Annotated in this window: 21 protein-coding genes and 1 pseudogene; 11 read left to right on the top strand and 11 right to left on the bottom strand. The window is 71.1% G+C overall.

Annotated elements, in window-relative coordinates; translation table 11 throughout:
- Nucleotides 1–8: 8 nt before the first annotated feature.
- The 3 genes from cydB to AB0F82_RS18280 are packed head-to-tail and all read left to right on the top strand — an operon-like array spanning nucleotide 9 to nucleotide 6,385.
- Complete coding sequence (gene cydB, locus AB0F82_RS18290; RefSeq protein ID WP_362628660.1) at nucleotides 9–1,010, top strand: cytochrome d ubiquinol oxidase subunit II; 1,002 nt, start codon at nucleotides 9–11, stop codon at nucleotides 1,008–1,010.
- A 19-nt stretch (nucleotides 1,011–1,029) separates the two neighbouring features.
- Nucleotides 1,030–4,623, top strand: coding sequence for a thiol reductant ABC exporter subunit CydD (gene cydD, locus AB0F82_RS18285; RefSeq protein ID WP_362628841.1), 3,594 nt, complete (start codon nucleotides 1,030–1,032; stop codon nucleotides 4,621–4,623).
- A gap of 10 nt (nucleotides 4,624–4,633) precedes the next feature.
- Complete coding sequence (locus tag AB0F82_RS18280; RefSeq protein ID WP_362628658.1) at nucleotides 4,634–6,385, top strand: GAF domain-containing sensor histidine kinase; 1,752 nt, start codon at nucleotides 4,634–4,636, stop codon at nucleotides 6,383–6,385.
- 9 nt (nucleotides 6,386–6,394) lie between these two features.
- Here the strand turns inward: AB0F82_RS18280 and AB0F82_RS18275 are convergent, their stop codons facing one another.
- Entirely contained in the window at nucleotides 6,395–7,282 is an 888-nt protein-coding gene (locus AB0F82_RS18275; protein ID WP_362628655.1) for a Cof-type HAD-IIB family hydrolase, read from the bottom strand.
- Nucleotides 7,283–7,387: 105 nt separating this feature from the next.
- On the opposite strand from AB0F82_RS18275, the gene AB0F82_RS18270 reads away from it, so the two are divergent.
- Nucleotides 7,388–8,293: an LLM class flavin-dependent oxidoreductase gene (locus AB0F82_RS18270; protein WP_356815333.1), complete on the top strand. Its 906-nt coding sequence runs from the start codon at nucleotides 7,388–7,390 to the stop codon at nucleotides 8,291–8,293.
- 332 nt (nucleotides 8,294–8,625) lie between these two features.
- Here AB0F82_RS18270 and AB0F82_RS18265 read toward each other — a convergent pair whose 3' ends face one another.
- Both AB0F82_RS18265 and AB0F82_RS18260 read right to left on the bottom strand, forming a co-directional pair.
- Nucleotides 8,626–8,955, bottom strand: a complete 330-nt coding sequence (locus AB0F82_RS18265; RefSeq protein ID WP_362628652.1) for a hypothetical protein — start codon at nucleotides 8,953–8,955, stop codon at nucleotides 8,626–8,628.
- Between the two features lie 94 nt (nucleotides 8,956–9,049).
- On the bottom strand, nucleotides 9,050–9,589 hold the full coding sequence (locus tag AB0F82_RS18260) for an RNA 2'-phosphotransferase (RefSeq protein WP_356815335.1): 540 nt from the start codon (nucleotides 9,587–9,589) through the stop codon (nucleotides 9,050–9,052).
- A 132-nt stretch (nucleotides 9,590–9,721) separates the two neighbouring features.
- On the opposite strand from AB0F82_RS18260, the gene AB0F82_RS18255 reads away from it, so the two are divergent.
- On the top strand, nucleotides 9,722–10,555 hold the full coding sequence (locus tag AB0F82_RS18255) for an aquaporin (protein ID WP_362628648.1): 834 nt from the start codon (nucleotides 9,722–9,724) through the stop codon (nucleotides 10,553–10,555).
- Nucleotides 10,556–10,671: 116 nt separating this feature from the next.
- Here the strand turns inward: AB0F82_RS18255 and AB0F82_RS18250 are convergent, their stop codons facing one another.
- The 4 genes and pseudogenes from AB0F82_RS18250 to AB0F82_RS18235 all read right to left on the bottom strand — a co-directional run bounded on the left by AB0F82_RS18250 (nucleotide 10,672) and on the right by AB0F82_RS18235 (nucleotide 14,450).
- Nucleotides 10,672–11,586 carry a MerR family transcriptional regulator gene (locus AB0F82_RS18250; RefSeq protein ID WP_356815337.1) on the bottom strand — a complete coding sequence of 305 codons (915 nt, stop codon included), beginning with the start codon at nucleotides 11,584–11,586 and terminating at the stop codon, nucleotides 10,672–10,674.
- Nucleotides 11,587–11,596: 10 nt separating this feature from the next.
- A pseudogene (locus AB0F82_RS18245) lies at nucleotides 11,597–11,755 on the bottom strand (metal-dependent hydrolase); the annotation flags it as partial.
- 23 nt (nucleotides 11,756–11,778) lie between these two features.
- A complete protein-coding gene (locus AB0F82_RS18240) occupies nucleotides 11,779–13,569 on the bottom strand; it encodes an SDR family oxidoreductase (RefSeq protein ID WP_362628646.1) in 1,791 nt (596 codons plus the stop codon).
- A complete protein-coding gene (locus AB0F82_RS18235) occupies nucleotides 13,566–14,450 on the bottom strand; it encodes a M24 family metallopeptidase (protein ID WP_362628643.1) in 885 nt (294 codons plus the stop codon). The genes AB0F82_RS18240 and AB0F82_RS18235 overlap by 4 nt, the downstream gene beginning before the upstream one ends.
- Before the next feature lie 216 nt (nucleotides 14,451–14,666).
- Between AB0F82_RS18235 and AB0F82_RS18230 the strand changes: the two genes are divergently transcribed.
- The 5 genes from AB0F82_RS18230 to AB0F82_RS18210 all read left to right on the top strand — a co-directional run bounded on the left by AB0F82_RS18230 (nucleotide 14,667) and on the right by AB0F82_RS18210 (nucleotide 18,937).
- Entirely contained in the window at nucleotides 14,667–15,656 is a 990-nt protein-coding gene (locus tag AB0F82_RS18230; RefSeq protein WP_362628640.1) for an ABC transporter ATP-binding protein, read from the top strand.
- The gene (locus tag AB0F82_RS18225) at nucleotides 15,646–16,533 is read left to right on the top strand and encodes an ABC transporter permease subunit (RefSeq protein WP_356815341.1); all 888 of its coding nucleotides are present in this window, start codon (nucleotides 15,646–15,648) and stop codon (nucleotides 16,531–16,533) included. Before AB0F82_RS18230 ends, AB0F82_RS18225 begins: the two co-directional genes overlap by 11 nt.
- Nucleotides 16,530–17,441, top strand: a complete 912-nt coding sequence (locus AB0F82_RS18220; RefSeq protein ID WP_362628637.1) for an ABC transporter ATP-binding protein — start codon at nucleotides 16,530–16,532, stop codon at nucleotides 17,439–17,441. Before AB0F82_RS18225 ends, AB0F82_RS18220 begins: the two co-directional genes overlap by 4 nt.
- A gap of 15 nt (nucleotides 17,442–17,456) precedes the next feature.
- On the top strand, nucleotides 17,457–18,176 hold the full coding sequence (locus AB0F82_RS18215; protein ID WP_356815343.1) for an ABC transporter permease: 720 nt from the start codon (nucleotides 17,457–17,459) through the stop codon (nucleotides 18,174–18,176).
- Nucleotides 18,177–18,259: 83 nt separating this feature from the next.
- Nucleotides 18,260–18,937: a rhomboid-like protein gene (locus tag AB0F82_RS18210; RefSeq protein ID WP_362628634.1), complete on the top strand. Its 678-nt coding sequence runs from the start codon at nucleotides 18,260–18,262 to the stop codon at nucleotides 18,935–18,937.
- Here the strand turns inward: AB0F82_RS18210 and AB0F82_RS18205 are convergent, their stop codons facing one another.
- Entirely contained in the window at nucleotides 18,938–19,582 is a 645-nt protein-coding gene (locus AB0F82_RS18205; RefSeq protein ID WP_362628631.1) for a response regulator transcription factor, read from the bottom strand.
- Nucleotides 19,583–19,592: 10 nt separating this feature from the next.
- The gene (locus AB0F82_RS18200) at nucleotides 19,593–20,582 is read right to left on the bottom strand and encodes a sensor histidine kinase (protein WP_356815346.1); all 990 of its coding nucleotides are present in this window, start codon (nucleotides 20,580–20,582) and stop codon (nucleotides 19,593–19,595) included.
- A gap of 163 nt (nucleotides 20,583–20,745) precedes the next feature.
- Here AB0F82_RS18200 and AB0F82_RS18195 point away from each other — a divergent pair, with 163 nt between their 5' ends.
- Nucleotides 20,746–21,294: a hypothetical protein gene (locus AB0F82_RS18195; protein ID WP_362628628.1), complete on the top strand. Its 549-nt coding sequence runs from the start codon at nucleotides 20,746–20,748 to the stop codon at nucleotides 21,292–21,294.
- A 138-nt stretch (nucleotides 21,295–21,432) separates the two neighbouring features.
- Here the strand turns inward: AB0F82_RS18195 and AB0F82_RS18190 are convergent, their stop codons facing one another.
- Both AB0F82_RS18190 and serS read right to left on the bottom strand, forming a co-directional pair.
- Nucleotides 21,433–22,245, bottom strand: a complete 813-nt coding sequence (locus tag AB0F82_RS18190) for an HAD family hydrolase (RefSeq protein WP_362628625.1) — start codon at nucleotides 22,243–22,245, stop codon at nucleotides 21,433–21,435.
- Nucleotides 22,242–23,519 carry a serine--tRNA ligase gene (gene serS / locus AB0F82_RS18185; RefSeq protein WP_362628622.1) on the bottom strand — a complete coding sequence of 426 codons (1,278 nt, stop codon included), beginning with the start codon at nucleotides 23,517–23,519 and terminating at the stop codon, nucleotides 22,242–22,244. The genes AB0F82_RS18190 and serS overlap by 4 nt, the downstream gene beginning before the upstream one ends.
- Between the last annotated feature and the right edge of the window lie 453 nt (nucleotides 23,520–23,972).

The following is a 23,972-nucleotide window of genomic DNA, read 5'->3' as shown; positions in this document are numbered from 1 at the left end:
AACGCACCATGGAGCTCCACGACGTCTGGTTCGTGCTGATCGCCGTCCTGTGGATCGGCTACTTCTTCCTGGAGGGCTTCGACTTCGGCATCGGGGTACTGACCAAGCTGCTCGCCCGCGACCGTGTGGAGAAGCGCGTCCTGATCAACACGATCGGGCCCGTGTGGGACGGCAACGAAGTGTGGCTGCTCACGGCCGGCGGTGCGACCTTCGCCGCCTTCCCCGAGTGGTACGCCACCCTCTTCTCAGGCTTCTACCTGCCGCTGCTGCTCATCCTGATCTGCCTGATCATCCGCGGCGTGGCCTTCGAGTACCGCCACAAGCGCCCCGAGGACAGCTGGCAGGCCAACTGGGAACACGCGATCTTCTGGACCTCGCTGGTCCCCGCCTTCCTGTGGGGCGTGGTCTTCGCCAACATCGTGCGCGGAGTGAAGATCGACCAGAACAAGGAATACGTCGGCAGTCTCCTCGACCTGCTCAACGTCTACTCGCTCCTCGGCGGGCTGGTCACCCTCACCCTGTTCACCTTCCACGGCGCGGTCTTCGCCTCGCTCAAGACCGTCGGTGACATCCGGGACCGCGCGCGGGGGACGGCGACCGTGCTGGGCCTCGTCGCCGCCGTGCTGGCACTGGTCTTCCTGATCTGGACCCAGGTCTCGCGCGGCGACGGCAAGAGCCTGGTCGCGATGGCCGTGGCGGTGCTGGCCCTGCTCGGGGCGCTCGGCTTCAACCTGGCGGGCCGCGAGGGCTGGTCGTTCGCACTGTCCGGGATCACCATCGCGGCGGCCGTGGCAATGCTCTTCCTGACGCTCTTCCCGAATGTGATGCCCTCCTCGCTCGACGCGGCCTGGAACCTCACGGTCACCAACGCCTCGTCCAGCCCGTACACCCTGAAGATCATGACCTGGCTGGCCGCGGTGGCCACCCCGCTCGTGCTGCTCTACCAGGGCTGGACGTACTGGGTGTTCCGCAAGCGGATCGGAACGCAGCACATCGTCGACGCCCACTGACCCTGGAGGGATGTTTCACGTGAAACCGATCGACCCGCGCCTGCTCCGGTACGCCCGTTCCACCCGCCTCTTCCTGGGGGCGGTGGTGGCCCTGGGGCTTGCCGGGGCGGGGCTGGTCGTCGGGCAGGCGATGCTCGTCGCCGAGATCGTCGTCGGCGCCTTCGAGGCGGGTCTCGACGGCGCGGCGCTCCGTACGCCGTTGTTGCTCCTCGCGGCGGTGGCGCTCGGCCGGGCGCTGATCGCGTGGCTGACGGAGCTGGCCGCGCACCGTGCCGGCGCGGCGGTCAAGTCGGAGCTGCGGCGGCGGCTGCTGGACCGGGCCGCGGAGCTCGGGCCGGGGCGTCCGGGCGGACAGCGGACCGGGTCGCTGGTGTCGCTGGCCACCCGGGGCGTGGACGCGCTCGACGACTACTTCTCCCGCTACCTGCCCCAGTTGGGGCTCGCGGTCGTGGTGCCGGTGGCCGTGCTCGCCCGCATCGTCACCGAGGACTGGGTGTCGGCGGCCATCATCGTGGTCACGCTCCCCCTGATCCCGGCGTTCATGGTCCTCATCGGGATGGCCACCCAGTCCCGGATGGACCGCCAATGGCGGCTCCTCTCGCGGCTGTCGGGGCACTTCCTCGACGTGGTGGCCGGTCTTCCCACGCTGAAGGTCTTCGGCCGGGCGAAGGCGCAGGCCGAGTCGATCCGCAAGATCACCGACGACTATCGGCGGGCGACGATGCGGACGCTGCGCATTGCGTTCCTGTCGTCCTTCGCCCTGGAACTGCTGGCGACCCTGTCGGTCGCACTGGTGGCCGTGACCATCGGCATGCGGCTGGTCCACGGCGAACTGGACCTGTACACCGGCCTGGTCATCCTGATCCTCGCCCCCGAGGCCTATCTGCCGCTGCGGCAGGTGGGAGCGCAGTACCACGCGGCCGCGGAAGGGCTGGCGGCCGCCGAGGAGATCTTCGAGGTCCTGGAGGCCCCCACGGCCGGCCCGGCCGGTACGGCGCACCTGCCGGGCGGCGCCCCCCTGCGGATCGAGATCGACGGCGTCGCCGTGCGCTACGAGGGCCGCGACGAGGACTCGCCCCGTCCCGTCTCGCTGACCGTCGGACCGGGGGAGTGCGTGGCCCTCACCGGCCCGAGCGGAGCCGGCAAGTCCACCTTGCTCCAGGTGCTGCTGGGATTCGTGCGGCCGACCGCCGGGCGGGTACGGATCGCGGGTACGGACCTGGACGAACTGTCTCCGGAGCACTGGCGGGAGCAGATCGCGTGGGTGCCGCAGCGGCCGCACCTCTTCGCCGGGACCGTCGCCGAGAACGTACGGCTGGCCCGCCCGGAAGCCCGTGACGGCGAGGTGGCCACCGCGCTGAAGGACGCCGGGGCCTGGGACTTCGTGTCCGCGCTGCCGCGCGGGGCCGAGACCCTGCTGGGCGAAGGCGGTGTGGGACTCTCCGCCGGGCAGCGGCAGCGCCTGGCGCTGGCCCGGGCCTTCCTGGCGGACCGGCCGGTGCTGCTGCTGGACGAGCCGACGGCGGCGCTGGACGGCGAGACCGAGGCGGGGATCGTGGACGCGGTCCGGCGGCTCTCCTCAGGGCGGACGGTGCTCCTGGTCGTGCACCGGCCGGCCCTGCTCGCCGTCGCGGATCGGGTGGTCCGGATGACGGCCGGTCCCGTCCCCGAGGTTGCCCGCCCCGGAACCGCCCTGCCCGCCGGGCCGCTCCCCCGCCCCGGAGTGTCCGGGGCCGTGGCCGAGGAGCCCTCCCCCGGTGGTCTCGACGCGGACGCCGGAGAGTGGATCCTCGGGGCCGCCCCCGAGCGGGTGAGGCCCGGCGGCACCTCCGACGCGGGCGGGGCCGATCCGCTGCGCCGGGTGCGGGCGGTGGCCAGCGCATGGCAGGGACGGTTCAGGCTGGGCCTGCTGCTCGGGGCACTGGCCGTCGGCTGCAGCGTCGGCCTGATGGCCGTGTCGGGCTGGCTGATCTCCAGGGCCTCCGAACAGCCCCCCGTCCTCTATCTGATGGTGGCCGTCACCGCGACCCGGGCCTTCGGACTGGGCCGCGCCGTCTTCCGGTACGCGGAGCGGCTCGTCTCGCACGACGCCGTCCTGCGGATGCTCGCCGACCTGCGCGTGTCGGTGTACCGGCGGCTGGAGCGCATCGCGCCCGCCGGGCTGCGCGAGCACCGCCGCGGGGACCTGCTGGCCCGCCTGGTCGCCGACGCCGATGCCCTGCAGGACTACTGGCTGCGCTGGCTGTTGCCCGTCGGCACCGCGGTGCTCGTCGGAACGGGCTCCGTGGCCTTCACCACCTGGCTGCTGCCCGAGGCCGGAGCGGTGCTCGCCGTCGGCCTCCTCGCCGCGGGTGTCGGGGTGCCGCTGGTCAGCGGTGCCTGCGCCCGCCGTGCGGAGCGCCGGCTCGCGCCCGCCCGGGGCGAGCTCGCCACGCGGGTGGCCGACCTGCTGACCGGCACCGCGGAGCTGACCGTGGCCGGCGCGCTGGAGGACCGCAAGGGCCGGGCCCGGGAGAGCGACGGCGTCCTGACGCGCATCGCCGCCCGGGGCGCCGCCGCGGGAGGGCTGGGCGGCGGGCTGTCCGCCCTCGTCTGCGGGCTCACGGTCGTGGCCGCCGCGGCCGTCGCCGCGAACGCGGTCCACGACGGACGGCTGTCCGGGGTCGCCATGGCCGTCGCGGTCCTGACGCCCCTCGCCGCCTTCGAAGCGGTGAGCGGACTCCCCCTCGCCGTCCAGTACCGCCAGCGGGTACGCCGTAGCGCCGAACGGGTCTACGAGGTCATCGACGCCCCGGTGCCCGTCGCCGAGCCGGAGGAGCCCGCCGCCGCTCCCGCCTCCCCCTTCCCGCTCCGGCTGATCGGGCTCACTGCCCGCCACGCGGGCCAGGAGCGGGACGCGTTGCGCGGGCTGGACCTCACCCTGGAAGCGGGCCGCCGTATCGCCGTCGTCGGCCCCTCGGGCTCCGGCAAGACCACGCTGGCCCAGGTCATGCTCCGCTTCCTGGACCCGGCCGAAGGCTCCTACGGTCTGGGCGGCGCCGACGCGCGCACGCTCGATGGTGACGACGTACGCGCGCTCGTGGGCCTGTGCGCCCAGGACGCGCACCTCTTCGACAGTTCGGTCCGGGAGAACCTCCGGCTGGCCCGGACCGGGGCGAGCGAGGAGCAGCTGCGGGACGCCCTGGCCGCGGCCCGGCTGTTGGACTGGGCGGACGGCCTGCCGGACGGGCTGGACACGCTCGTCGGTGAGCACGGCGAGCGGATCTCGGGCGGCCAGCGCCAGCGCCTGGCCCTGGCCCGGGCGCTGCTGGCGGACTTCCCCGTACTGGTCCTGGACGAGCCGGCCGAACATCTGGACCTGGCCACGGCGGACGCCCTGACCGCGGACCTGCTGGCCGCGACGGAGGGCCGGACCACCGTGCTGATCACGCACCGGCTGGCGGGCCTGGAGGCGGTCGACGAGGTGCTCGTGCTGGACCGCGGCGAGGTCGTGCAGCGCGGCGGGTACGCGGAGTTGGCCGCCGTCGAGGGGCCGCTGCGCCGGATGCTGGAGCGCGAACGGGAAACTGACGGGAGGTTTGGCCAATTTTCCCCTCTAATGGGGACTAACTAGGCTCAAGACCATGTCAGCGCAGCCACCGCACGAATCACCGGATCCGCTGTCGGATCCATCGCAGGGAACACCGGACCCCTTGGTGGCAGCCACCCAGGCAACCAAGAGCCTGCACGGCCTGTCCACCGAGCTCACGGCCCGGGTGCCGCAGCTGCTGGAGGCCATGCGGTCGGTCGGTACCGGCCTTGAGCTCCATTCCACGCTCGACCGCATCTGCGAGACTGCGGCCGAGCTGGCGGACGCCCACTACGCGGCGATCGGTGTCGTCGACACGGAGGGCCGCGGGCTCTCAAACTTCGTCACCCACGGGATCAGCCCCGAACTGGCCCGGAAGATCGGACACCGTCCGGACGGGAAGCGGGGCCTGCTCGGAGCGTTGATCTCGCACTCCGACACCGTGCGGCTCGCCGACCTGACGAAGGATCCGCGCTCGGCGGGCTTCCCGGCGCACCATCCGCCCATGAAGACGTTCCTCGGCGTCCCGATCCGGGTGCAGGGGGAGATCTTCGGCAATCTGTACCTGGCCGAAAAGAACGGCGGCGTCGAGTTCAACGACTATGACCTCCACATGGTCCGGGTCCTGGCCACCGAGGCGGGTATCGCCATCGGCAACGCCCGCCTGTACGAGGCCGCCACCCAGCGCGAGCGCTGGATCGACGGCTCGGTCGCCGTCACCACCGCCCTGCTGTCCGGCGGGGACGCCGACGACGCCCTCTCGGTGGTGGCCGAGCAGGCCCGCCGACTGGCCGACTCCGCCGCCGGGATCGTCCTGCTGCCCGCCGAAGAGGGCGGGATGGAGATCGTCGCGGTATCGGCGGAGAACCCCGCCACGTCGCTCGGCGTGGTGATACCGGCCGAGAGCCCGGTGGTCGACCACCTGCTGCGGGGGGAGCCGGTCTTCACCGACGACGCCTCGTCGGACCCCCGCATGATCAGCCGGCTCACCAGCCCGTACGGCCCCTGCATGATGCTGCCCCTGCACAGCGGGGGGCGGGTGCTGGGAGCGCTGGTCACCCCGCGCGCCCGCGACAAGCGGCCCTTCACCGAAGCCGAGCGGACCCTGGCCACCCAGTTCGCCTCACAGGCGGCGCTCGCGCTGATGATGGCCGAAGCGCAGCGCGACCGGGAGCGGCTGGCGGTCTTCGAGGACCGTGACCGGATCGCCCGTGACCTGCACGACCTCGTCATCCAGCGACTGTTCGCCACCGGAATGATGCTGGAGGGCGCCCAGCGCCGGTCGATCGTCCCCGAGGTGCGCGACGGCGTGGGCAAGGCCGTGGACGAACTGGACGTGACGATCCAGGAGATCCGCACGGCGATCTTCGCCCTCCAGCAGGGGCCCGCGGAAGCCCCGTCCGGGCTGCGTACCCGTGTCCTGCGGGAGATCAACATGGCAGCGGTCCCGCTGGGCTTCAAACCCGCCCACCGCTTCCTCGGACCGATTGACACGGTCGTCGGAGAGCTGGCGGGCAAGAACCTGATCGCCGCGCTGCGCGAGGCGCTGTCCAACGCCTTCCGGCACGCCGAGGCGTCCCGGATCGAGGTGGTGCTGGACTGCACCGTCACGCTGCCCGACGGCAGGGCCGGAGTCCGGCTGGAAGTCGCCGACGACGGAGTGGGCATCCCCGAGAGCGGTCGGCGCAGCGGCCTGCGCAACCTGCGGCGGAGGGCGGAGTCGCTCGGCGGCACCAGTTCCTACGGTCCCGGCATCGGGGACGACGGCGGCGGGACCACCCTGGTGTGGGAGGCCCCACTCCAGTAGGGCTGCGGCCTACGCCTGGTGGCGTGCGAGGCGTTCGGCCAGGATGCGCTCGATGACGAGGGCGACCCCGTCCTCGTTGTTGGCGACGGTCCGGCCGGACGCGGCCGTGATCACATCGGGGTGGGCATTGCCCATCGCGTAAGAGGTGCCGGCCCAGCTGAGCATCTCCACATCGTTCGGCATGTCCCCGAACGCGACGACCTCCTCGGGGACGATGCCCCGTTCGGCGCAGCACAGCGCCAGAGTGCTCGCCTTCGACACGCCGTGTCCACTGATCTCCAGCAGGGAGGTGGGGCTGGACCGGGTGATCGATGCGTACTCGCCCGCGGCGGTGCGGGCCAGTGCGAGGAACTCGTCCGGGATGATCTCCGAGTGGTGCGCCAGCAGCTTGAGCACGGGCGCGGCGCTCTCGTTCGCCTCCTCGTGGAGCAGCTCCTCGGCGGTCGCGAGCTTGGCGCCCGGGTCCTTGAAGAAGGGCGGGTACTCCGGCTCGTAGTTGATGCCGGTGGTCAGCTCGACTGCGAAGGACGTGCCGGGCGCCGCCGCGCGCAGGGCTTCGACGACGGAGAGTGCGGCCTCCCTGGGGAGGGCCCTGACCTGTACGAACTCCCGCCCGGCGTGCAGGTCGACCACCGCCGCGCCATTGGCGCAGATCGCGAGGCCGTGTCCGTGGACATGGTCGGCGACCACATCCATCCACCGGGCGGGGCGGCCGGTGACGAAGAAGACCTCGATCCCGGCCTCCTCGGCAGCGGCCAGTGCGGCGACGGTACGCGGCGAGACGGACATGTCGTCATGCAGCAGGGTGCCGTCGAGGTCGGTGGCGATGAGCCGGGGCATGGGGATTGGCCCGTCCGGGCGCTGAGGAGCCGAGGTCACGGCTCCATCTTCGCCCATGTGAGCGGAGGACCGGACCATGATCAAGCCAGGGGGGGTCGGGCCGATGTTTCACGTGAAACGCAATGTTTCACGTGAAACATCGGCCCGCCGTAGGCTCGACGCATGAGTCTGCGTCTAAGCACGGTGATCCTTCCGGTACGTCGATGGCACGAGGGGGGGCGAGACCAGTGGCTGCGAGCCGAGCAGCTCGGGTTCCACACGGCCTACACCTACGATCACTTGTCGTGGCGGACCTTCCGCGACGGCCCCTGGTTCGGTGCGGTGCCCACCCTCACCGCGGCGGCCGCCGCCACCGAGCGGCTGCGCCTGGGCACGCTCGTCACCTCGCCGAACTTCCGTCATCCGGTGACCTTGGCCAAGGAGCTCATGACCTTGGACGACATCTCGGGCGGCCGTATCACCCTCGGCATCGGCGCCGGCGGCAACGGGTTCGACGCGACGGCGCTGGGCCAGGAGGCCTGGTCCCCGCGTGAGCGCGCCGACCGCTTCGCCGAGTTCGTGCCGTTGCTGGACCGGCTGCTGACCGAAGGTTCCGTGAGCCACGAAGGCACCTTCTACTCGGCGGAGGAGGCCCGCAACATCCCCGGCTGCGTGCAGGGGCCGCGGCTGCCGTTCGCGGTGGCCGCGACCGGCCCGCGCGGTCTGCGGCTCGCCGCCCGGTACGGGCAGGCGTGGGTGACCACGGGTGACCCCAAGCTCTTCGAGAGCGGCACGCCCGAGCAGTCGCTGGAGGCCCTGCGAGGGCAGCTCGAACGGCTCGACAAGGCCTTCGTGGAGATCGGCCGGGCTCCCGAGCCCATGGAGAAGATCCTGCTGACCGGCTTCACGCCCGAGGCCAACACCGTGCTGGAGTCCGTGGACGCGTTCGTCGACTTCGCGGGCCGGCACCGCGACCTGGGCTTCACGGAGCTGGTCATCCACGCACCGATCCCGGACTCCGACTTCGCCGCCGACGAGGCCGTCTTCGAGAAGATCGCCACCGAGGCCCTGGCACAGCTCGACAGCTGATCCACCGGTCGTCGCCGCCGTACAGCGAGCGGCGACGACCGGTGCGGGCCACCGGACGGTTACCCGGCCCCCCGGCCCTTCAACTGCTCCAGCAGCCGCTCGGCGGAGGACAGGAGCCAGTCCGCGCCCCCGGCGCAGCGCGCCCGTCGGGCTGGGATGGCTCAGGTCCGAGTGCTCCCGGCCCGGAGGCGGCGTCGGCGGTGCCGGAGGCCGGCCGGGGCAGCCCGGCACCGCGCAGCCCAGCGGCAGGTCCGCCGCCGGCGGCGCACGGCCGCCCCAGCAGGAACCGCTGCGAGACCCGGGCGGTGTCGAGGCAGCCGGGGTGGAGCACCTCATACAGCTCGGAGGCGGCCGGGAGGTCCCCGTGGGCCAGTTCCCGCAGGCGGTGCAGCAGGACGAGGATGTCGCCCGTGGAAGGACGGCCGGTCGTCGAGGTTCGCGAGCGGCGCCACGTGGGCGACGTGTTCGGCCAGGATCCCCAAGCCGCGCGAGGTGTTGCCGGTGAGCACGCAGAACCCGATGCGCTTGCCGACCCAGGGCAGCAGGCTCTCGTTGCCGCAGGCCATGCGGTAGCCGCGCAGGTGGTGCGACCGCGCCTCGTCGGTCCGGCCGGGCCGCAGCAGCAGCGGCAGTGGCAGTGGCAGCAGCGAGGAGGCGGGCATGCGGTGCGGCTACCCGGCGCACATCAGATTCGCCCCGCCAGAATGTCGTCGCGCTCGGCCGCCAGGCCAGTCAGGGGAAGGGTCGCCGTCCGGGCTACTGGAAGCGCAGGAACTGCGGGGGCACGGTGTCCACCAGCCACACCCCGTTGGCGCTGATCCGGAAGACGTGCCCGGCCGCACGCATCGCCCCGGCGTCCACGCTGAGCACGACGGGCCGGCCGCGGCGCGCGCCGACCCGGGTCGCGGTCTCCCGGTCGGGGGACAGGTGCACGTGGTGGCGGGCCATCGGGCGCAGGCCCTCGGCGCGGATCGAGTCGAGGGCGGCGGCCACGGTGCCGTGGTAGAGGTACGCCGGGGGTTCGGCCTCCGGCAGGTCCAGGTCCACGGCCACGGTGTGCCCCTGGCTGGCGCGGATGCGCGTGCCGTCGACGGCGAACCGCTGCTTGTCGTTGGCGGCAACGACATGGTCGAGTTCGGCGCGGCTGAAGTGGAAACCGTGCGCGGCGGCGGCGCGCAGCAGGTCGTCGATCTCCACCCAGCCGTGGGGATCGAGCACCAGTCCGATCCGTTCCGGCTGGTGCCGCAGGTGTTTCGAGACGTACTTCGACACCTTTACGGTGCGTCTTTCATCCATGAACCCCAGCGTGCCCGCTCTGCAGGCCCCGCGGCAGCGATTTTCGACGGCCGCGCAGCACTGGACACCCGCTGTCGACATTCCAAGATGCGGAATGTATTTTCCATTATCACTCAACCAGGGGGAGAACCCATGACAGCCCATACCTCTCTGCCACGCCGTGCGGCTGCCGAGCTGATCGGGACGGCCGGCCTGCTCGTGGTCGTCATCGGCTCCGGGCTCAAGGCCGCGGAGCTCAGCCCCGACACCGGTGTCGCCCTCATCGCCAACTCGTTTGTGTCGGCGATCGGCCTCGGGCTGATCATCACTCTTTTCGGGCCGCTGTCCGGCGCCCACCTCAACCCGGTGGTGACCCTCACCTCCTGGTGGGCCCGCCGCACCGGCGGTACGGGACTCGGCGGCCGTGAGGTGTCCGTCTACGTCGTCGCCCAGACGGCCGGTGCCATCGGCGGCGCCGTCCTCGCGGAAGCCATGTTCGGCCGGACCCCCGGAACCTTCGCCACCCAGGTGCGCGACGGGGGCCACCTGCTCGTCGGTGAGGTGATCGCCACCGCCGGTCTCGTCCTCGTGATCCAGGGGCTGGGGCGCATCGGGCGCGGCGGGCTGATACCGGCGGCGGTGGCGGCCTACATCGCGGCCGCGATCTGGTTCACCTCCTCGGGTTCCTTCGCCAACCCGGCCGGCACCATCGGGCGCAGCTTCAGCGACTCCTTCACCGGCATAGCGCCCGGGTCGCTGCCCGACTTCGTCGCCGCCCAGCTGGCCGGCGGGATCCTCGGTCTGGCCCTGGCCGCCCTCCTCTACGGGACCGGGGTGAAGGACGGCGCGGGCGGCCGGGGGGACGGCGGCGAAGGCCCTGAGGCCGAGCCGAAGCCGGGCGCAGCGGCCGTGCCGGCCGCGCTCCGCGGGGTCGCCGCGGCGGACGGCGAGGGTCCCGGCAGGGCCGCGTACCGGACCGTAGGCTGAGACGCCGTCTCAGTTACCCACAGGAAAAGGGCACTTGTCCACAGCCGTTTGGGCGGGTTTTGACGGCAAACGCGTGATCCGCCCTGTGGAACCTGTGGACCAATTCCGTTCAGGCGCTACCGGCCCGCCCGGCTCGCCAGGTCGTTCATCGTCCGGGCCTGGAGCTCCCGCTCCGTCGCGGCCCGTACGAACTCCGCCACGTGTTCGGCGCCGACCAGCTCCTGCACCGCCCGTACCGTCCCGGCCGGCAGCGCGACCGGCGAGGCCCCCGTCGGCTGCGGGGTGGCGGCCGCTCCGAGGTGCCGCTGGAGGTGCCGGGTGGCGAAGAGCCGCATCGCCCGCGCCAGCTCCGCGTCCACGGTCTGCTGCGCAAGCGGCCGCAGCCGCCGCACCATCGTCGCCGCCTCCGCTGCGTCCGCGTCCGTGGGCGGCACCTGCCCGAGGTAGCGCGCGAAGACGTGCTCGGTGGTGAACTCCAGGAACCGCGAGGCGATGTGCTCCACCTGGCCGCGCAGTTCCCGGAGGTGACCGGTGATCGCCGCGAGCGGCACCCCGGCCGCGTACAGCTCGGCGGCTACCGCCAGCTCCTGCGGGGACGGCACCAGGAACTGGTCCGGGCGCCCCGGGATCCGCTCCAGCACGCCCAGCTCGCAGGCTTCGCCCACCGCGTCGTCGTCCGGCAGGCCGCCGAACCGTTCGTTCAGCTCGTCCCGGCTGATCCGGGCCGCCTCCTCGTCGGTCCACGGCCCGTGCACCTCGGCGACCAGCCCCAGTACGCCGCCCAGGCCGCGCCCCGCGTCCCAGGCCTCCAGCAGCTCCTTGATGGAGGCCAGGGTGTAGCCCCGGTCCAGCAGGTCGGCGATCTGCCGCAGCCGCGCCAGATGCGTGTCCCGGTAGACGTTGGAGCGGCCCCGCCGCTCCGGCTTGGGCAGCAGCCCGCGGTCCTGGTACGCGCGGATCGTGCGCACCGTCGCTCCGCTGTGGTGCGCCAGATCCTCGATCCGGTACTCGGCTACCGCCTGATCGGACAATCCCGGCTCCCTACGACATGGCGGCTCGGCCGACCGCGCCGGCTGCGGCCCGGGCGGCAGGTGAAGCCGCAAGGTACTCGACCGCCCTGCGCAGCGAGCCCTCCTGCGAGGGATGGTACGACCGCCGGAAGTAGCGGGATATGGCCGTGCCGGGCTCTCTCCACGTGGGCGAGGCCGGATACGGGCCCCCGCTCACAACTTGGGCTCCACTCGTGCGATGCGCCGCAGGGCGTGCGGCGCGAAACGGGACATCCACAGGGCGCCCTTGGACTCGGGCGTGACCGGTACGACCGCCTCGTTGCGGACCACGGCGCGCAGGATCGCGTCGGCCACCTTCTCCGGCGGGAAGTTGCGCAGGCCGTAGAGCCGTGAGGAGCGTTCCTGGCGGCGCTTCTCCTCCGCCTCGTCCACACCGGCGAAGCGCGAGGTGGCGGTGATGTTGGTGTTGACGATGCCGGGGCAGATCGCGGAGACCCCGATGGACTTCGAGGCGAGCTCCGCGCGCAGGCACTCCGACAGCATCAGCACCGCGGCCTTCGAGGTGCTGTAGGCGGGCAGGGTGCGGGAGGGCAGATAGGCCGCGGCGGACGCCGTGTTGACGATGTGCCCGCCCTGGCCGCGCTCCGCCATCTGCTTCCCGAAGATCCGGCAGCCGTGGATGACACCCCACAGATTGACGTCCAAGACTTTCCTCCAGTCCTCGGCGGTGGTGTCGAGGAAGGCGCCGGACAGACCGATGCCGGCGTTGTTGACCAGGACGTCGACGATTCCGTACTCGGCGGCGACCTTCGCCGCCAGTTTCTCCATCGCCTGCTCGTCGCTGACGTCGACGCACTCGGCCCACGCCTCGGAGGCGCCGACGAGTCGGGCCATGTCGGCCGTGCGCGCCGCGCCCTCCGCGTCGCGGTCCCCGGCCACCACCCGTGCTCCCGCCTCGGCGAAGGCGAAGGCGGTGGCCCGGCCGATGCCGCTGGCCGCGCCGGTGACCAGGACCAGCTGGCCGCCGAAGCGGTCGGCATACTTGGCCGGGGCCTTCTGCTGAGGTGCCCGGGCGGCCGGCTCCTGACGGGACATGACGAATTCCGCGATCCAGGAGGCCAGCTGGTCGGGCCGGGTCCGGGGGATCCAGTGCTTGGCCGGCAGGGTCCGCCGCAGCAGGTCCGGGGCCCACCGCTCCAGACCGTCGTAGAGCCGCTCGGACAGGAACGCGTCCCCGGTCGGAGTGATCAGCTGCACCGGTACGTGGGCGTAGGCGTCGGAGCGCGGCCGGCGCAGCCGCGGCCGCACATTGTCGCGGTAGAGCCAGGCGCCGTGCGCCGCGTCCGAGGGAAGCGAGGCCGTCGGGTAGGAGCCGGCCGGCACCTTCTCGACGCGTTGCAGCACCTTGGGCCACCGCTTGCCGAGAGGCCCGCGCCAGGCGAGCTCCGGCAGCACGGGGGTGTGCAGCATGTAGACGTACCAGGACTTGGCGCCCTGGGCGAGGAGCTGCGCCGCCGCCCGCGGGGTCGGCCGCGACATTCGCTTCTTGATCCAGTGCCCGAGGTGGTCCAGGGAGGGCCCCGACATCGAGGTGAAGGACGCGATCCGCCCCTCCGTACGGCCGACCGTCGCGAACTCCCAACCCTGTACGGACCCCCAGTCGTGGCCCACCAGGTGCACCGGACGGTCCGGACTGACCGCGTCCGCCACCGCCAGGAAGTCGTCGGTCAGCTTCTCCAGGGTGAAGCCGCCGCGCAACGGCTGCGGCGCGGTGGAGCGCCCGTGGCCGCGCACGTCGTAGAGCACCACGTGGAAGCGCGACGCGAGCCGCTCGGCGACCTCCGTCCAGACTTCCTTGCTGTCGGGGTAGCCGTGCACCAGCAGTACGGTCGGGCGGCCCCTCTCGCCGAGCTCGACCACGCACAACTCGATCCCGCCGGTGCGCACCCAGTGCTCCCGCGCACCCGCGAGTTCCGCCGCTCCTGCTCCGCTCACGCCGCTCATGCTGCCTTCTCCTCCTCGGCCCAGCGCCGCACGTGCGGCAGATCGTCGTCCAGCCAGAAGGCGCTCTCCTCGGGGTCCCGGGAGTCGGTGACCACGAGGATCTCCTCGAACTTCGCGCCGGTGCCCCGGAAGCCCAGGTGTGGCTCCACCGCCCACAGGCCGGGCTGCGGCGGGTGGTCGGAGAACTGGTAGGGGCTCCACAGCGGGGACCAGCCCTCACGGTGCCCGTGCAGGGCGTCACTGGCCAGCCCCTTGAGGGACTGCGTGCCGAAACCGAACGCCGTCGGCGACCAGCGCCGCTCCTTGACCCGGTCGATCTTGTGGGCGATCACGCCGAAGGGGTAGGCGCGGTGCCGGTTGGCGTACCCCTGCCGGGTCATCAGCCGCTCGACGTCCTCGTAGATCTCGCGCAGGGAGCGGCGCTCCCGCACCTGCTCCAGGATCAGCGTCCGGTGCGCCCGAAGATCGGACATGAGCCGGTCCTGTACCGGATTCAGGCCCAGGCTGCCCGAGTAGCCGATGTCCGCCGAGAAGCCCTTGTAGACCGGCGCCATGTCCAGGATGAACGGCATCCCCGGCTCCAGCCGCCGGTTCGTCGGGAAGAACTGCAGCGGGATGCGGAAGTTCGCGAAGGCGGTGCGGTCCCCGAACCAGGCGAACGGCAGGTGGAACCAGTCCCGGACCCCGCGGTCGCGCAGCCACTCCCGCTGCATGCGCGCGGCCTCGCGCTCGGTCACCCCGGGCCGCAGCTGGGCCGCGACCGCCTCGGCGCACTCGTACGAGAGGCGCTGCACCTCTCTGAACCCGCTCAGCTCGGCGGAGGGCCGCCCGGAGTGCCGTCCCGGGTGTCGCGCGGTGCGTTGCCTGGTGTCCCCAGCCATGTCAGCCGTCCATCCGTAGAGCCGTACGCGCCCGTAAGTTGACACTGATGAATGTGACAATGAGCGGAGATCACGTCAAGGGTCGTGCACGGACCTGTGGACAAAGTTGTCCGGTCCACATCAGCCTCCAGTACGGGTATGTACGCCGGAAGGCGGAGACGGGATCCAGCTCCAGGTCTGACGCCTGGCAAGAGCCACGCCACTAACGTCGGAGCCGTGACTGTCATCGCGACTGAAAGCCTGAGCAAGCGGTACCCCCGAGTGACCGCCCTCGACCGGCTCTCCCTGGACATCGGACCCGGCGTGACCGGGCTCGTGGGCGCCAACGGAGCCGGCAAGTCCACGCTGATCAAGATTCTGCTGGGACTGTCCCCCGCCACCGAGGGCAGCGCCGCCGTGCTCGGCCTCGACGTCAAAACGCATGGCAGCGCCATCCGTGAACGCGTCGGGTACATGCCCGAGCACGACTGTCTGCCACCCGACGTCTCGGCCACCGAGTTCGTCGTCCACATGGCGCGCATGTCCGGGCTGCCGCCGACCGCGGCCCGCGAGCGCACCGCCGACACCCTGCGCCACGTCGGGCTGTACGAGGAGCGCTACCGCCCCATCGGCGGCTACTCCACGGGCATGAAGCAGCGCGTCAAGCTCGCCCAGGCACTCGTCCACGACCCCCAGCTGGTCCTCCTCGACGAGCCGACCAACGGCCTGGACCCGGTCGGGCGCGACGAGATGCTCGGCCTGATCCGCCGCGTCTACACCGACTTCGGCATCTCCGTCCTGGTCACCTCGCACCTCCTCGGCGAGCTCGAGCGGACCTGCGACCACGTCGTGGTCGTCGACGGCGGCAAGCTGCTGCGCTCCAGCTCCACCAGCGACTTCACCCAGACCACCACGACCCTCGCGGTCGAGGTCACCGACTCCGACGCCCACCCGGACGGCACCGCCGCCCTGCGCAAGGCACTCGCCGAGGCGGGCATCGCCCTGCACGTCGGCGCGGAGCAGGGCCTGCCCGGAGCCGGCCACATCCTCCTCGTCGAGGCCACCGGCGAGCACACCTACGACACCATCCGCGACACCGTCGCCGAGCTGGGCATCGGCCTGGTCCGCATGGAACAGCGCCGCCACCACATCGCGGAGGTCTTCCGCGACAACGACCAGCCCGCGTACACCGCTCAGCAGAAGGGAGCCGGTTCCGATGGCGCCTGAGACGTCGACACAGATCCACAACATCGGCTACCGGTCCTACGACGGACCGCGGCTCGGCCGTGCCTACGCCCGCAAGTCGCTGTTCTCGCAGTCTCTGCGCGGCGCCTACGGGCTCGGCCGGTCCGCCAAGTCCAAGGTCCTCCCGATGCTGCTCTTCGCGGTGATGTGCGTTCCGGCGCTGATCATCGTCGCGGTGGCCATCGCGGTGCCCGGCTCCACGGACCTGCCGATCAAGTACACGACGTACGCCCTGACCACCCAGGTGGTCATCGGCCTCTACCTCGCCTCCCAGGCCCCGCAGTCCGTCTCGCGTGACCTGCGCTTCAAGACGGTACCGCTCTACTTCTCGCGGCCCATCGAGCGCGTCGACTATGTCGTCGCCAAGTACGCGGCCATGGCCTCGGCCATGTTCATCCTCACCGCGACCCCGCTGCTGATCATGTGGATCGGCGCGCTCCTGGCGAAGTTCGACTTCGCCGACCAGACCAAGGGATTCGGGCAAGGACTGGTGTCGGTTGTGCTGCTGTCGCTGCTCTTCTCCGGGATCGGCCTGGTGATGGCCGCGCTGACCCCGCGGCGCGGGTTCGGCGTCGCGGCGATCATCGCGGTGCTCCTGATTCCCTACGGGGCGGTCACCGCGGTACAGGGCATCGCCTACAGCACCGGAAACACGGGAGCCATCGACTGGCTGGGCCTGTTCTCCCCGATCACCCTGATCGACGGTGTTCAGACCGCGTTCCTCGGCGCCACCTCCGCCTTCCCCGGCGGTGAGGGCCCCTCGGCCGGCATCGGCTTCGTCTACCTGCTCGTCGCCCTCGGCCTGATCGCCGGCTCCTACGCCGCCCTGATGGCCCGCTACCGGAAGGCCGGGCTGTGACCACCATCGACATCGACCACACCTCCCGCTGGTTCGGGAACGTCGTCGCCGTCAACGACGTGACCATGCGCATCGGCCCCGGCGTCACGGGACTGCTGGGCCCCAACGGCGCGGGCAAGTCCACGCTCATCAACATGATGGGCGGCTTCCTCGCCCCCTCCACGGGCACCGTCACCCTCGACGGCGCTCCGATCTGGCGCAACGAGCAGATCTACAAGCACGTGGGCGTCGTGCCCGAGCGCGAGGCGATGTACGACTTCCTCACCGGCCGTGAGTTCGTCGTCGCCAACGCCGAGCTCCACGGCCTCGACGACGCGGCCGCGCAGCGCGCACTGGCCACCGTCGAAATGGAGTACGCGCAGGACCGCAAGATCTCCACCTACTCCAAGGGCATGCGCCAGCGCGTGAAGATGGCGTCCGCCCTCGTCCACGACCCGTCCGTGCTGCTCCTGGACGAGCCGTTCAACGGAATGGACCCCCGGCAGCGGATGCAGCTGATGGACCTGCTGCGCCGCATGGGGGCCGAAGGACGCACCGTCCTGTTCTCCTCCCACATCCTGGAGGAGGTCGAGCAGCTCGCCTCGCACATCGAGGTGGTCGTGGCCGGACGGCACGCCGCCTCCGGTGACTTCCGCAAGATCCGCCGCCTGATGACGGACCGCCCGCACCGCTACCTCGTCCGCTCCTCCGACGACCGGGCCCTCGCAGCGGCCCTGATCGCCGACCCCTCCACGGCCGGCATCGAGGTCGACCTGAAGGAGGGCGCCCTGCGCATCCAGGCCGTCGACTTCGGCCGCTTCACCGAACTGCTGCCCGTGGTGGCCCGACAGCACGACATTCGGCTGCTGACGGTCTCGCCCTCCGACGAGTCCCTCGAGTCGGTCTTCTCCTACCTCGTCACGGCCTGAAAGGAGCTGGCACCCATGTACAACCCCACCGTCGCCCGGCTCACCTACCGGGCCCTGCTCGGCCGGCGCCGCGCACTGATCCTCTTCGCGCTCCCCGCCCTGCTGATCGTCATCGCCATCGCCGTCCGCGCCTTCACGGGTGTGGACGACAAGGTCGCGGCGGACCTGCTCGGAGGCTTCGCCCTCGCCACCATGGTCCCGCTGATCGGTGTAATCGCCGGCACCGGCGCCATCGGTCCCGAGATCGACGACGGCTCCATCGTCTACCTGCTGGCGAAGCCGGTGAAGCGGCCGACGATCATCATGACCAAGCTGATCGTGGCCATCGCCGTCACCATGGCCTTCTCCGCGATCCCCACCCTGATCGCCGGATTCATCCTGAACGGCAACGGCCAGCAGATCGCCGTCGCCTACACGATCGCCGCGCTCGTGGCCTCGATCGCCTACAGCGCGCTGTTCCTGCTGCTGGGCACGGTCAGCCGGCACGCGGTCGTCTTCGGCCTGGTCTACGCCCTGATCTGGGAGTCGCTCTTCGGCAGCCTCGTCTCGGGCGCCAAGACCCTCAGCGTTCAGCAGTGGGCCCTGGCCCTGGCCGAAAAGGTGGCCGGACAGGGCTACGTCGACGCCACGGTGGGCCTGCCCACCGCCTCGGTGCTGCTCGTCGTGGTCACCGTCGGAGCCACGGTCTACGCGGGCCAGAAGCTGCGCCGCCTCACGCTGGCCGGCGAGGAGTAGGCCCAGCCGCTTCACTCGCGCAACCGTGCCCCGCCCGGCCCATCGGCCAGGCGGGGCACCGCTTTGCGGGTCATCATCGGTGCATGAGCGAGAGAACCGACCCGGAGCCTTCCCGGCCCCTGCGGTCCTGGATACGTTCCTCGCCCGGAACGCACATCTGGCTTCTGATCATCGCCGTGACCAGCGTCATCGTGGCGATAGCCCCCGACCAGGTGGATCGCGTCCTGCTCCATCGCAACAGCAGCAACATCCACCAGCTCGTCCAGCATCCCGTCCGAGCACTCATCAGCAGCGCGTTCTGGATCGTGAACCCTGCCTCACTGGCTCTCTACGCCGTGCTCTTCGAGGTGTTCCACGCTTCCGTCGAACGCTGGATCGGAACCCTGCGCTGGTTCGTGATCGTGGTCACCGCCCATGTCGTCGCCACGCTGATCAGTCAGAAGGTCCTTCTGACGGCCATCCAGGACCACCGCGCCCCGCGCAGCATGACCCATGTCGTCGACATCGGCGTCAGCTATGGACTCGCGGCCTCCATCGGTGTCCTCACCTACCGGCTCCCCAGCCCCTGGAGATGGATCTACCTGGTCGGCGCGATCGCCTTCTTCGGGATTCCCCTCGCCACCGGCGGTACCTTCACCGACCTCGGCCACGCCATCGCGCTCGCCGTCGGACTGCTGTCCTGGCCTCTCACCCGCCACGTTGTTTCACGTGAAACAAGGCCCCGTTTCACGAAACAAAGCCCCGTTTCACGTGAAACGTGACTAGTGGGCCTCCGCTTTCACGACGCCGTGCTCCCATGCCCATGCGGCGATCCCCACCCGGTTCCGAGCCCCGGTCTTTGCCTGGACGTTCGCGATGTGGGTTTTGGCGGTGCCCGCGGTGATGAACAGTTCCGCGCCGATTTCGGCATTGGTGAGCCCCCGCGCCACCAGCCGTACGATGTCCAGCTCCCGCTCCGTCAGCGGATGGGCCCTCGGCCGTGCGGCCGGAGCGGGCTGCGTCAGCCGACTCAGCAGTCGCACCGTGATTTGTGGACTGATCAGGGTGTCCCCCGCCATAGCGGCCCGTACGCCCTCGATCAGCAGCGCCGGTCCGGACCGCTTCAGCAGGAAGCCGCAGGCCCCGTTGCGCAGCGCGGTGTGCACGTACTCGTCGAGGTCGAAGGTGGTCACGACCACCACCCGCGTCTCGGGCGTTAGCAGACGGGTCACCTCCAGCCCGTCGAGCCGCGGCATCCGGATGTCGGCGAGCACCACGTCGGGCCGCAGCTGGCGGGCCAGCGCCACCGCGCTCTCGCCGTCCGCCGCCTCCCCCACGACGGTCATGTCCGGCTGCGAGTCGAGGATCAGCCGGAAGCCGCTGCGGATGTCCTCTTGGTCGTCGGCTATCAGGATGCGTGTGGTCACGCCGCCATGATCACCCGGGGGTGTTCTCCTGCGCCGGGAAGACGGCGCAAACCCGCCACCCGCCGTTCTCGTCCGCTCCGGCCCTCAGGGTTCCGCCCGCCGCCTCCACCCGCGCGCGCAGACCGGCCAGGCCGGTACCGCCCCGCCGGCGGCGGGCCAGCAACACGACCCCGCCGCGGGCAGCCGCGGAGTTGGTCACGCTCAGCTCGGTGCCCGCGCCGGCCCGGCGTACGGCGACCCGGACCACGGCCGCTCCGGGCGCGTGCCGGCGTACGTTCGTCAGCGCCTCGACGGCCACCCGGTAGGCGGTGGTGTCCGCCTCCCTCGACAGCTCCCTCATCGCGACGGGGTCGGCGTCCAGGGCTCCGCCCTCGAACCGCGCCACCAGCTCCGGCAGCTGTGCCAGCCCCGGAACGGGAGCCGTCGGTCCGCCCGCGGCCTCCTGCAGCGCGTGCACGGTGCGGTCCATCGACGCCAGCGCGCTCAGCCCCGCCGCCTCGATCCGCTCCAGCGCGCGGACCGCCTGCCCGGGGTCCTGCTCGGCCACGAACCTCGCGGCCTGCGCCTGCACCACGATGGCGCTCACGTCATGCGCCACGAAGTCGTGCAGGTCCCGGGCCAGTTCCAGCTGCTGGTCGCGCCGGGCATCCCGTACGGCCTGCTCCATCCGGGTCGCCTGGCGGCGCAGGTAACCGCCGGCCAGTGCGGCTCCGAGCGCAGGGACGGCCCAGAAGCCGGCCACGCCGCAGAGATCCAGCCACGAACCGGTCTCCCACACCAGCGGCACCGGCCACACCGAGACCGCGACCACGCCCAGCCCACCGGCGATGGCCCCCGAACGCACCGGTGACCAGCGGGCCGCCAGGGCGAGCAGCAGGAGCAGCAAGCCCGCCCAGACGAGCAGCCACGTCGCGGGCACGCCAAGGACGGTGGCGGTGATGCCTGCGAGCGCGGCCGAAGCCAGCAACGGGGCCCATATGGCACGGAGGTTGACGCTCATGGACCGACCCTACGAGCGCACGCCGATGGCCGGCCATCCGCCGTTCGGCAGATCCGCCCCGCCCGGCGGCGCCGCCCGGCCTGCTGATCGGCGGATGGCTCGCGCAGCCGGGGCCGACGAGGCTGGAGCCGCCAAACCCACCCTCCCGGACAGGACTTGGACGATGACACCGACCACCACATCCGCCGCACGGGCACTGGACGCCGTACCCGGGGTCTCCCCGTGGCTGCGCCGGCTCGCCACGCTCGCCTCGCTGACCGTCCTCCCCAGCTGTGTGTGGCGGCTCGCGATCGCGGCCGGCGTCCCCATGGGCTGGGGTCCGGGCAGCGATCTGCACCACTCGTACTACCCGGGCCGGGAATCCCTGGTCCTCGTCCTCGTCACCGGCCTGCAGGAAGCCCTGGGCCTGTTGAGCCTCGGTCTGGTCCGGCGCTGGGGCGAGGAGCTGCCCCGCCGGCTCCCCCTGCTGGGCGGCCGTCGGATCCACCCGCTGGTGGCGGTGGTTCCCGCCGCGCTGGGCGCACTCGCGCTCACCGCCATCACCTGCCTCGGCGCCGTGACGTGGAACGAGGTCAATGCCGCGAACCCCGACGCGCCCACCGGACTCGCCCTGTGGATCTTCAACCTGAGCTACGCACCACTGCTGCTGTGGGGGCCGTTGCTGGGCGTGCTCGCCGTCGCCTACTGGAGGCGCCGCCGGGTTCACGGCTGATGCGCGGAAATTCGCTGGTAAGGGGCCATGCGGCCGGGGCAGAGTGAGTCGTGCGGGGAGCAACAAAAGGTCCGGGGCAGCCACTTCGAGCGCGCCTTCTGGCGCGGGCTGCCCCGGACCTCTCGTACGTCCTGCGCGCTATGCGGCGCCCATCAGACGCTCCAGCACGACCGCGATCCCGTCCTCCTCGTTGGAGGTCGTCACCTCGTCGGCCACCGCCTTGAGCTCCGGATGCGCATTGGCCATGGCCACTCCGCGAGCGGCCCAGCCGAACATCGGGATGTCGTTCGGCATGTCGCCGAAAGCGATCGTCTCCGCCGCCTTCACCCCGAGCCGGCGCGCGGCCAGGGACAGGCCTGTGGCCTTCGTCAGGCCCAGGGGCAGTATCTCGACTATGCCGGGACCCGCCATGACCACGTCGACCAGGCTGCCCACGGCCCCCCGGGCCACCTTGACGAGCTGGTCGTCGTCCAGCTCCGGGTGCTGGATGTAGAGCTTGTTGAGCGGAGCAGTCCACACCGCGGCGGTGTCCTCCAGGTGGAGGGCCGGAAGGCCCTCCTGCACCTGGTAGCCGGGCCCGAACAGGACTTCCCCGTCGACCCCGTCCCGGCTGGCGGCGAGGGCCAGCGGACCGACCTCTGCCTCCAGTTTCGAGAGCGCCAGCCCGGCCAGCTGCCGGTCCAGCGTCACCGAGGTCAGCAGCCGGTGCGCACCCGCGTCGTAGACCTGGGCCCCCTGTCCGCAGACGGCGATCCCCTTGTAGCCGAGATCGTCGAGTACGTGCCGGGTCCAGGGCACCGCGCGGCCGGTGACGATGATGTGGGCCGCGCCCGCCGCGGTGGCCGCGGCGAGCGCTTCACGGGTGCGTTCCGAGACGGTGTCGTCGCCACGCAGCAGCGTGCCGTCGAGGTCGGTAGCGACGAGTTTGTACGGGAACGGGGCCGGGCTCACTTGTTGATCGGCTCCAGGACCTCGCGACCGCCGAGGTACGGACGGAGTGCCTGGGGCACCCGCACGGAACCGTCGGCCAGCTGGTGGTTCTCGAGGATGGCGACGATCGTGCGCGGCACCGCGCACAGGGTGCCGTTCAGCGTGGACAGCGGCTGGGTCTTCTTGCCGTCGCGGTAGCGGATCGACAGGCGGCGGGCCTGGAAGCTGTCGCAGTTCGACGCGGAGGTCAGCTCGCGGTACTTGCCCTGGGTGGGGATCCACGCCTCGCAGTCGAACTTGCGCGAGGCGGAGGCGCCCAGGTCACCGGTGGCGACGTCGATCACCTGGAACGGCAGCTCCAGGCTGGTCAGCCACTGCTTCTCCCATTCCAGGAGCCGCTGGTGCTCGGCCTCGGCGTCCTCCGGCGCGACGTACGAGAACATCTCGACCTTGTCGAACTGGTGAACGCGGAAGATGCCGCGGGTGTCCTTGCCGTACGTCCCTGCCTCACGGCGGAAGCACGGGGAGAAGCCGGCGTACCGCAGCGGCAGCTTGTCGCCCTCGATGATCTCGTCCATGTGGTACGCGGCGAGCGGGACCTCGGAGGTGCCGACCAGGTAGTAGTCGTCCTTCTCCAGGTGGTAGACGTTCTCGGCGGCCTGGCCGAGGAAGCCGGTGCCCTCCATGGCCCGCGGGCGGACCAGCGCCGGGGTCAGCATCGGGATGAAACCGGCCTCGGTGGCCTGGGCGATGGCGGCGTTGACCAGCGCCAGCTCCAGCAGGGCGCCGACACCGGTCAGGTAGTAGAACCGCGAGCCCGAGACCTTGGCGCCGCGCTCGACGTCGATGGCGCCCAGCATTTCGCCGAGTTCCAGGTGGTCCTTGGGCTCGAAGCCCTCGGCGGCGAAATCGCGGATGGTGCCGTGCGTCTCCAGGACGGTGAAGTCCTCCTCGCCGCCGACCGGCACGTCCTCGTGGACGATGTTGCCGAGCTGGAGGAGAAGGCGCTTGGCGGCTTCGTCGGCCTCGTTCTGCTCGGCCTCGGCGGCCTTGACGTCCTGCTTGAGCTGCTCGGCCTTCTTCAGCAGTTCCGCCCGCTCCTCCGGGGAGGCCTTCGGGATGAGCTTGCCGAGCGACTTCTGCTCATTGCGCAGTTCGTCGAAGCGCATGCCGGAGGACCTGCGGCGCTCGTCCGCGGAGAGCAGGGCGTCGACGAGTTCGACGTCCTCTCCACGAGCGCGCTGCGAGGCGCGGACACGGTCAGGGTCTTCACGGAGCAGCCGGAGGTCAATCACCCCACCAGGCTACCGGGCTGGGCTTCCTGGGATCACACCGATATCACGCTGCGTGTCGCTATGTCCCAATTGCAACGAATAGATAAGTCTTGATCGCTGACCGGAAGTGACCCTTCTCGGGGTGTCAATAAAAGCGGGCCCATTCCCTGAAAAGGGGCACACTGCCGGCTCCGGGGCGGACCCTGAGCAGGACGGGAGAGGGTTCTTGTCCACAGGAATTGTGACCGTCCGGAGCTTATCCACAGGCTGTGGGTTGCCTCTGTGGACACAGGAATAGATCATTCCTGATCGGCGGATGTCCGAGGCGAATCAGGGTCCAAACCACCCTCACACACTCATTCGGGTGGGAATGACTCGCTCCAAAGAGTTGAACGGCTATGCGGAGGTGACGGCGTTCACCTACCGCTTCCCCGCGTGAAACCTGACTCCCGGACCGATATGTCGACCTGTCGC

It is taken from the genome of Streptomyces virginiae, from assembly GCF_040638905.1.
Taxonomy (GTDB): Bacteria; Actinomycetota; Actinomycetes; order Streptomycetales; family Streptomycetaceae; genus Streptomyces; species Streptomyces virginiae_B.
The sequence above is the reverse complement of the archived record's forward strand: the minus strand, read 5'-3'. Positions and strand labels throughout refer to the sequence as shown.

What these genes read in the sequence shown, in the direction of transcription:
- cydB (WP_362628660.1), top strand. Translation starts at nt 9, where the DNA reads ATGGAGCTCCACGACGTCTGGTTCGTGCTGATCGCCGTCCTGTGGATC.
- AB0F82_RS18280 (WP_362628658.1), top strand. Translation starts at nt 4,634, where the DNA reads ATGTCAGCGCAGCCACCGCACGAATCACCGGATCCGCTGTCGGATCCA.
- AB0F82_RS18275 (WP_362628655.1), bottom strand. Translation starts at nt 7,282, where the DNA reads ATGGGCGAAGATGGAGCCGTGACCTCGGCTCCTCAGCGCCCGGACGGG.
- AB0F82_RS18270 (WP_356815333.1), top strand. Translation starts at nt 7,388, where the DNA reads ATGAGTCTGCGTCTAAGCACGGTGATCCTTCCGGTACGTCGATGGCAC.
- AB0F82_RS18265 (WP_362628652.1), bottom strand. Translation starts at nt 8,955, where the DNA reads ATGCCCGCCTCCTCGCTGCTGCCACTGCCACTGCCGCTGCTGCTGCGG.
- AB0F82_RS18260 (WP_356815335.1), bottom strand. Translation starts at nt 9,589, where the DNA reads ATGGATGAAAGACGCACCGTAAAGGTGTCGAAGTACGTCTCGAAACAC.
- AB0F82_RS18255 (WP_362628648.1), top strand. Translation starts at nt 9,722, where the DNA reads ATGACAGCCCATACCTCTCTGCCACGCCGTGCGGCTGCCGAGCTGATC.
- AB0F82_RS18240 (WP_362628646.1), bottom strand. Translation starts at nt 13,569, where the DNA reads ATGAGCGGCGTGAGCGGAGCAGGAGCGGCGGAACTCGCGGGTGCGCGG.
- AB0F82_RS18235 (WP_362628643.1), bottom strand. Translation starts at nt 14,450, where the DNA reads ATGGCTGGGGACACCAGGCAACGCACCGCGCGACACCCGGGACGGCAC.
- AB0F82_RS18225 (WP_356815341.1), top strand. Translation starts at nt 15,646, where the DNA reads ATGGCGCCTGAGACGTCGACACAGATCCACAACATCGGCTACCGGTCC.
- AB0F82_RS18215 (WP_356815343.1), top strand. Translation starts at nt 17,457, where the DNA reads ATGTACAACCCCACCGTCGCCCGGCTCACCTACCGGGCCCTGCTCGGC.
- AB0F82_RS18210 (WP_362628634.1), top strand. Translation starts at nt 18,260, where the DNA reads ATGAGCGAGAGAACCGACCCGGAGCCTTCCCGGCCCCTGCGGTCCTGG.
- AB0F82_RS18200 (WP_356815346.1), bottom strand. Translation starts at nt 20,582, where the DNA reads ATGAGCGTCAACCTCCGTGCCATATGGGCCCCGTTGCTGGCTTCGGCC.
- AB0F82_RS18195 (WP_362628628.1), top strand. Translation starts at nt 20,746, where the DNA reads ATGACACCGACCACCACATCCGCCGCACGGGCACTGGACGCCGTACCC.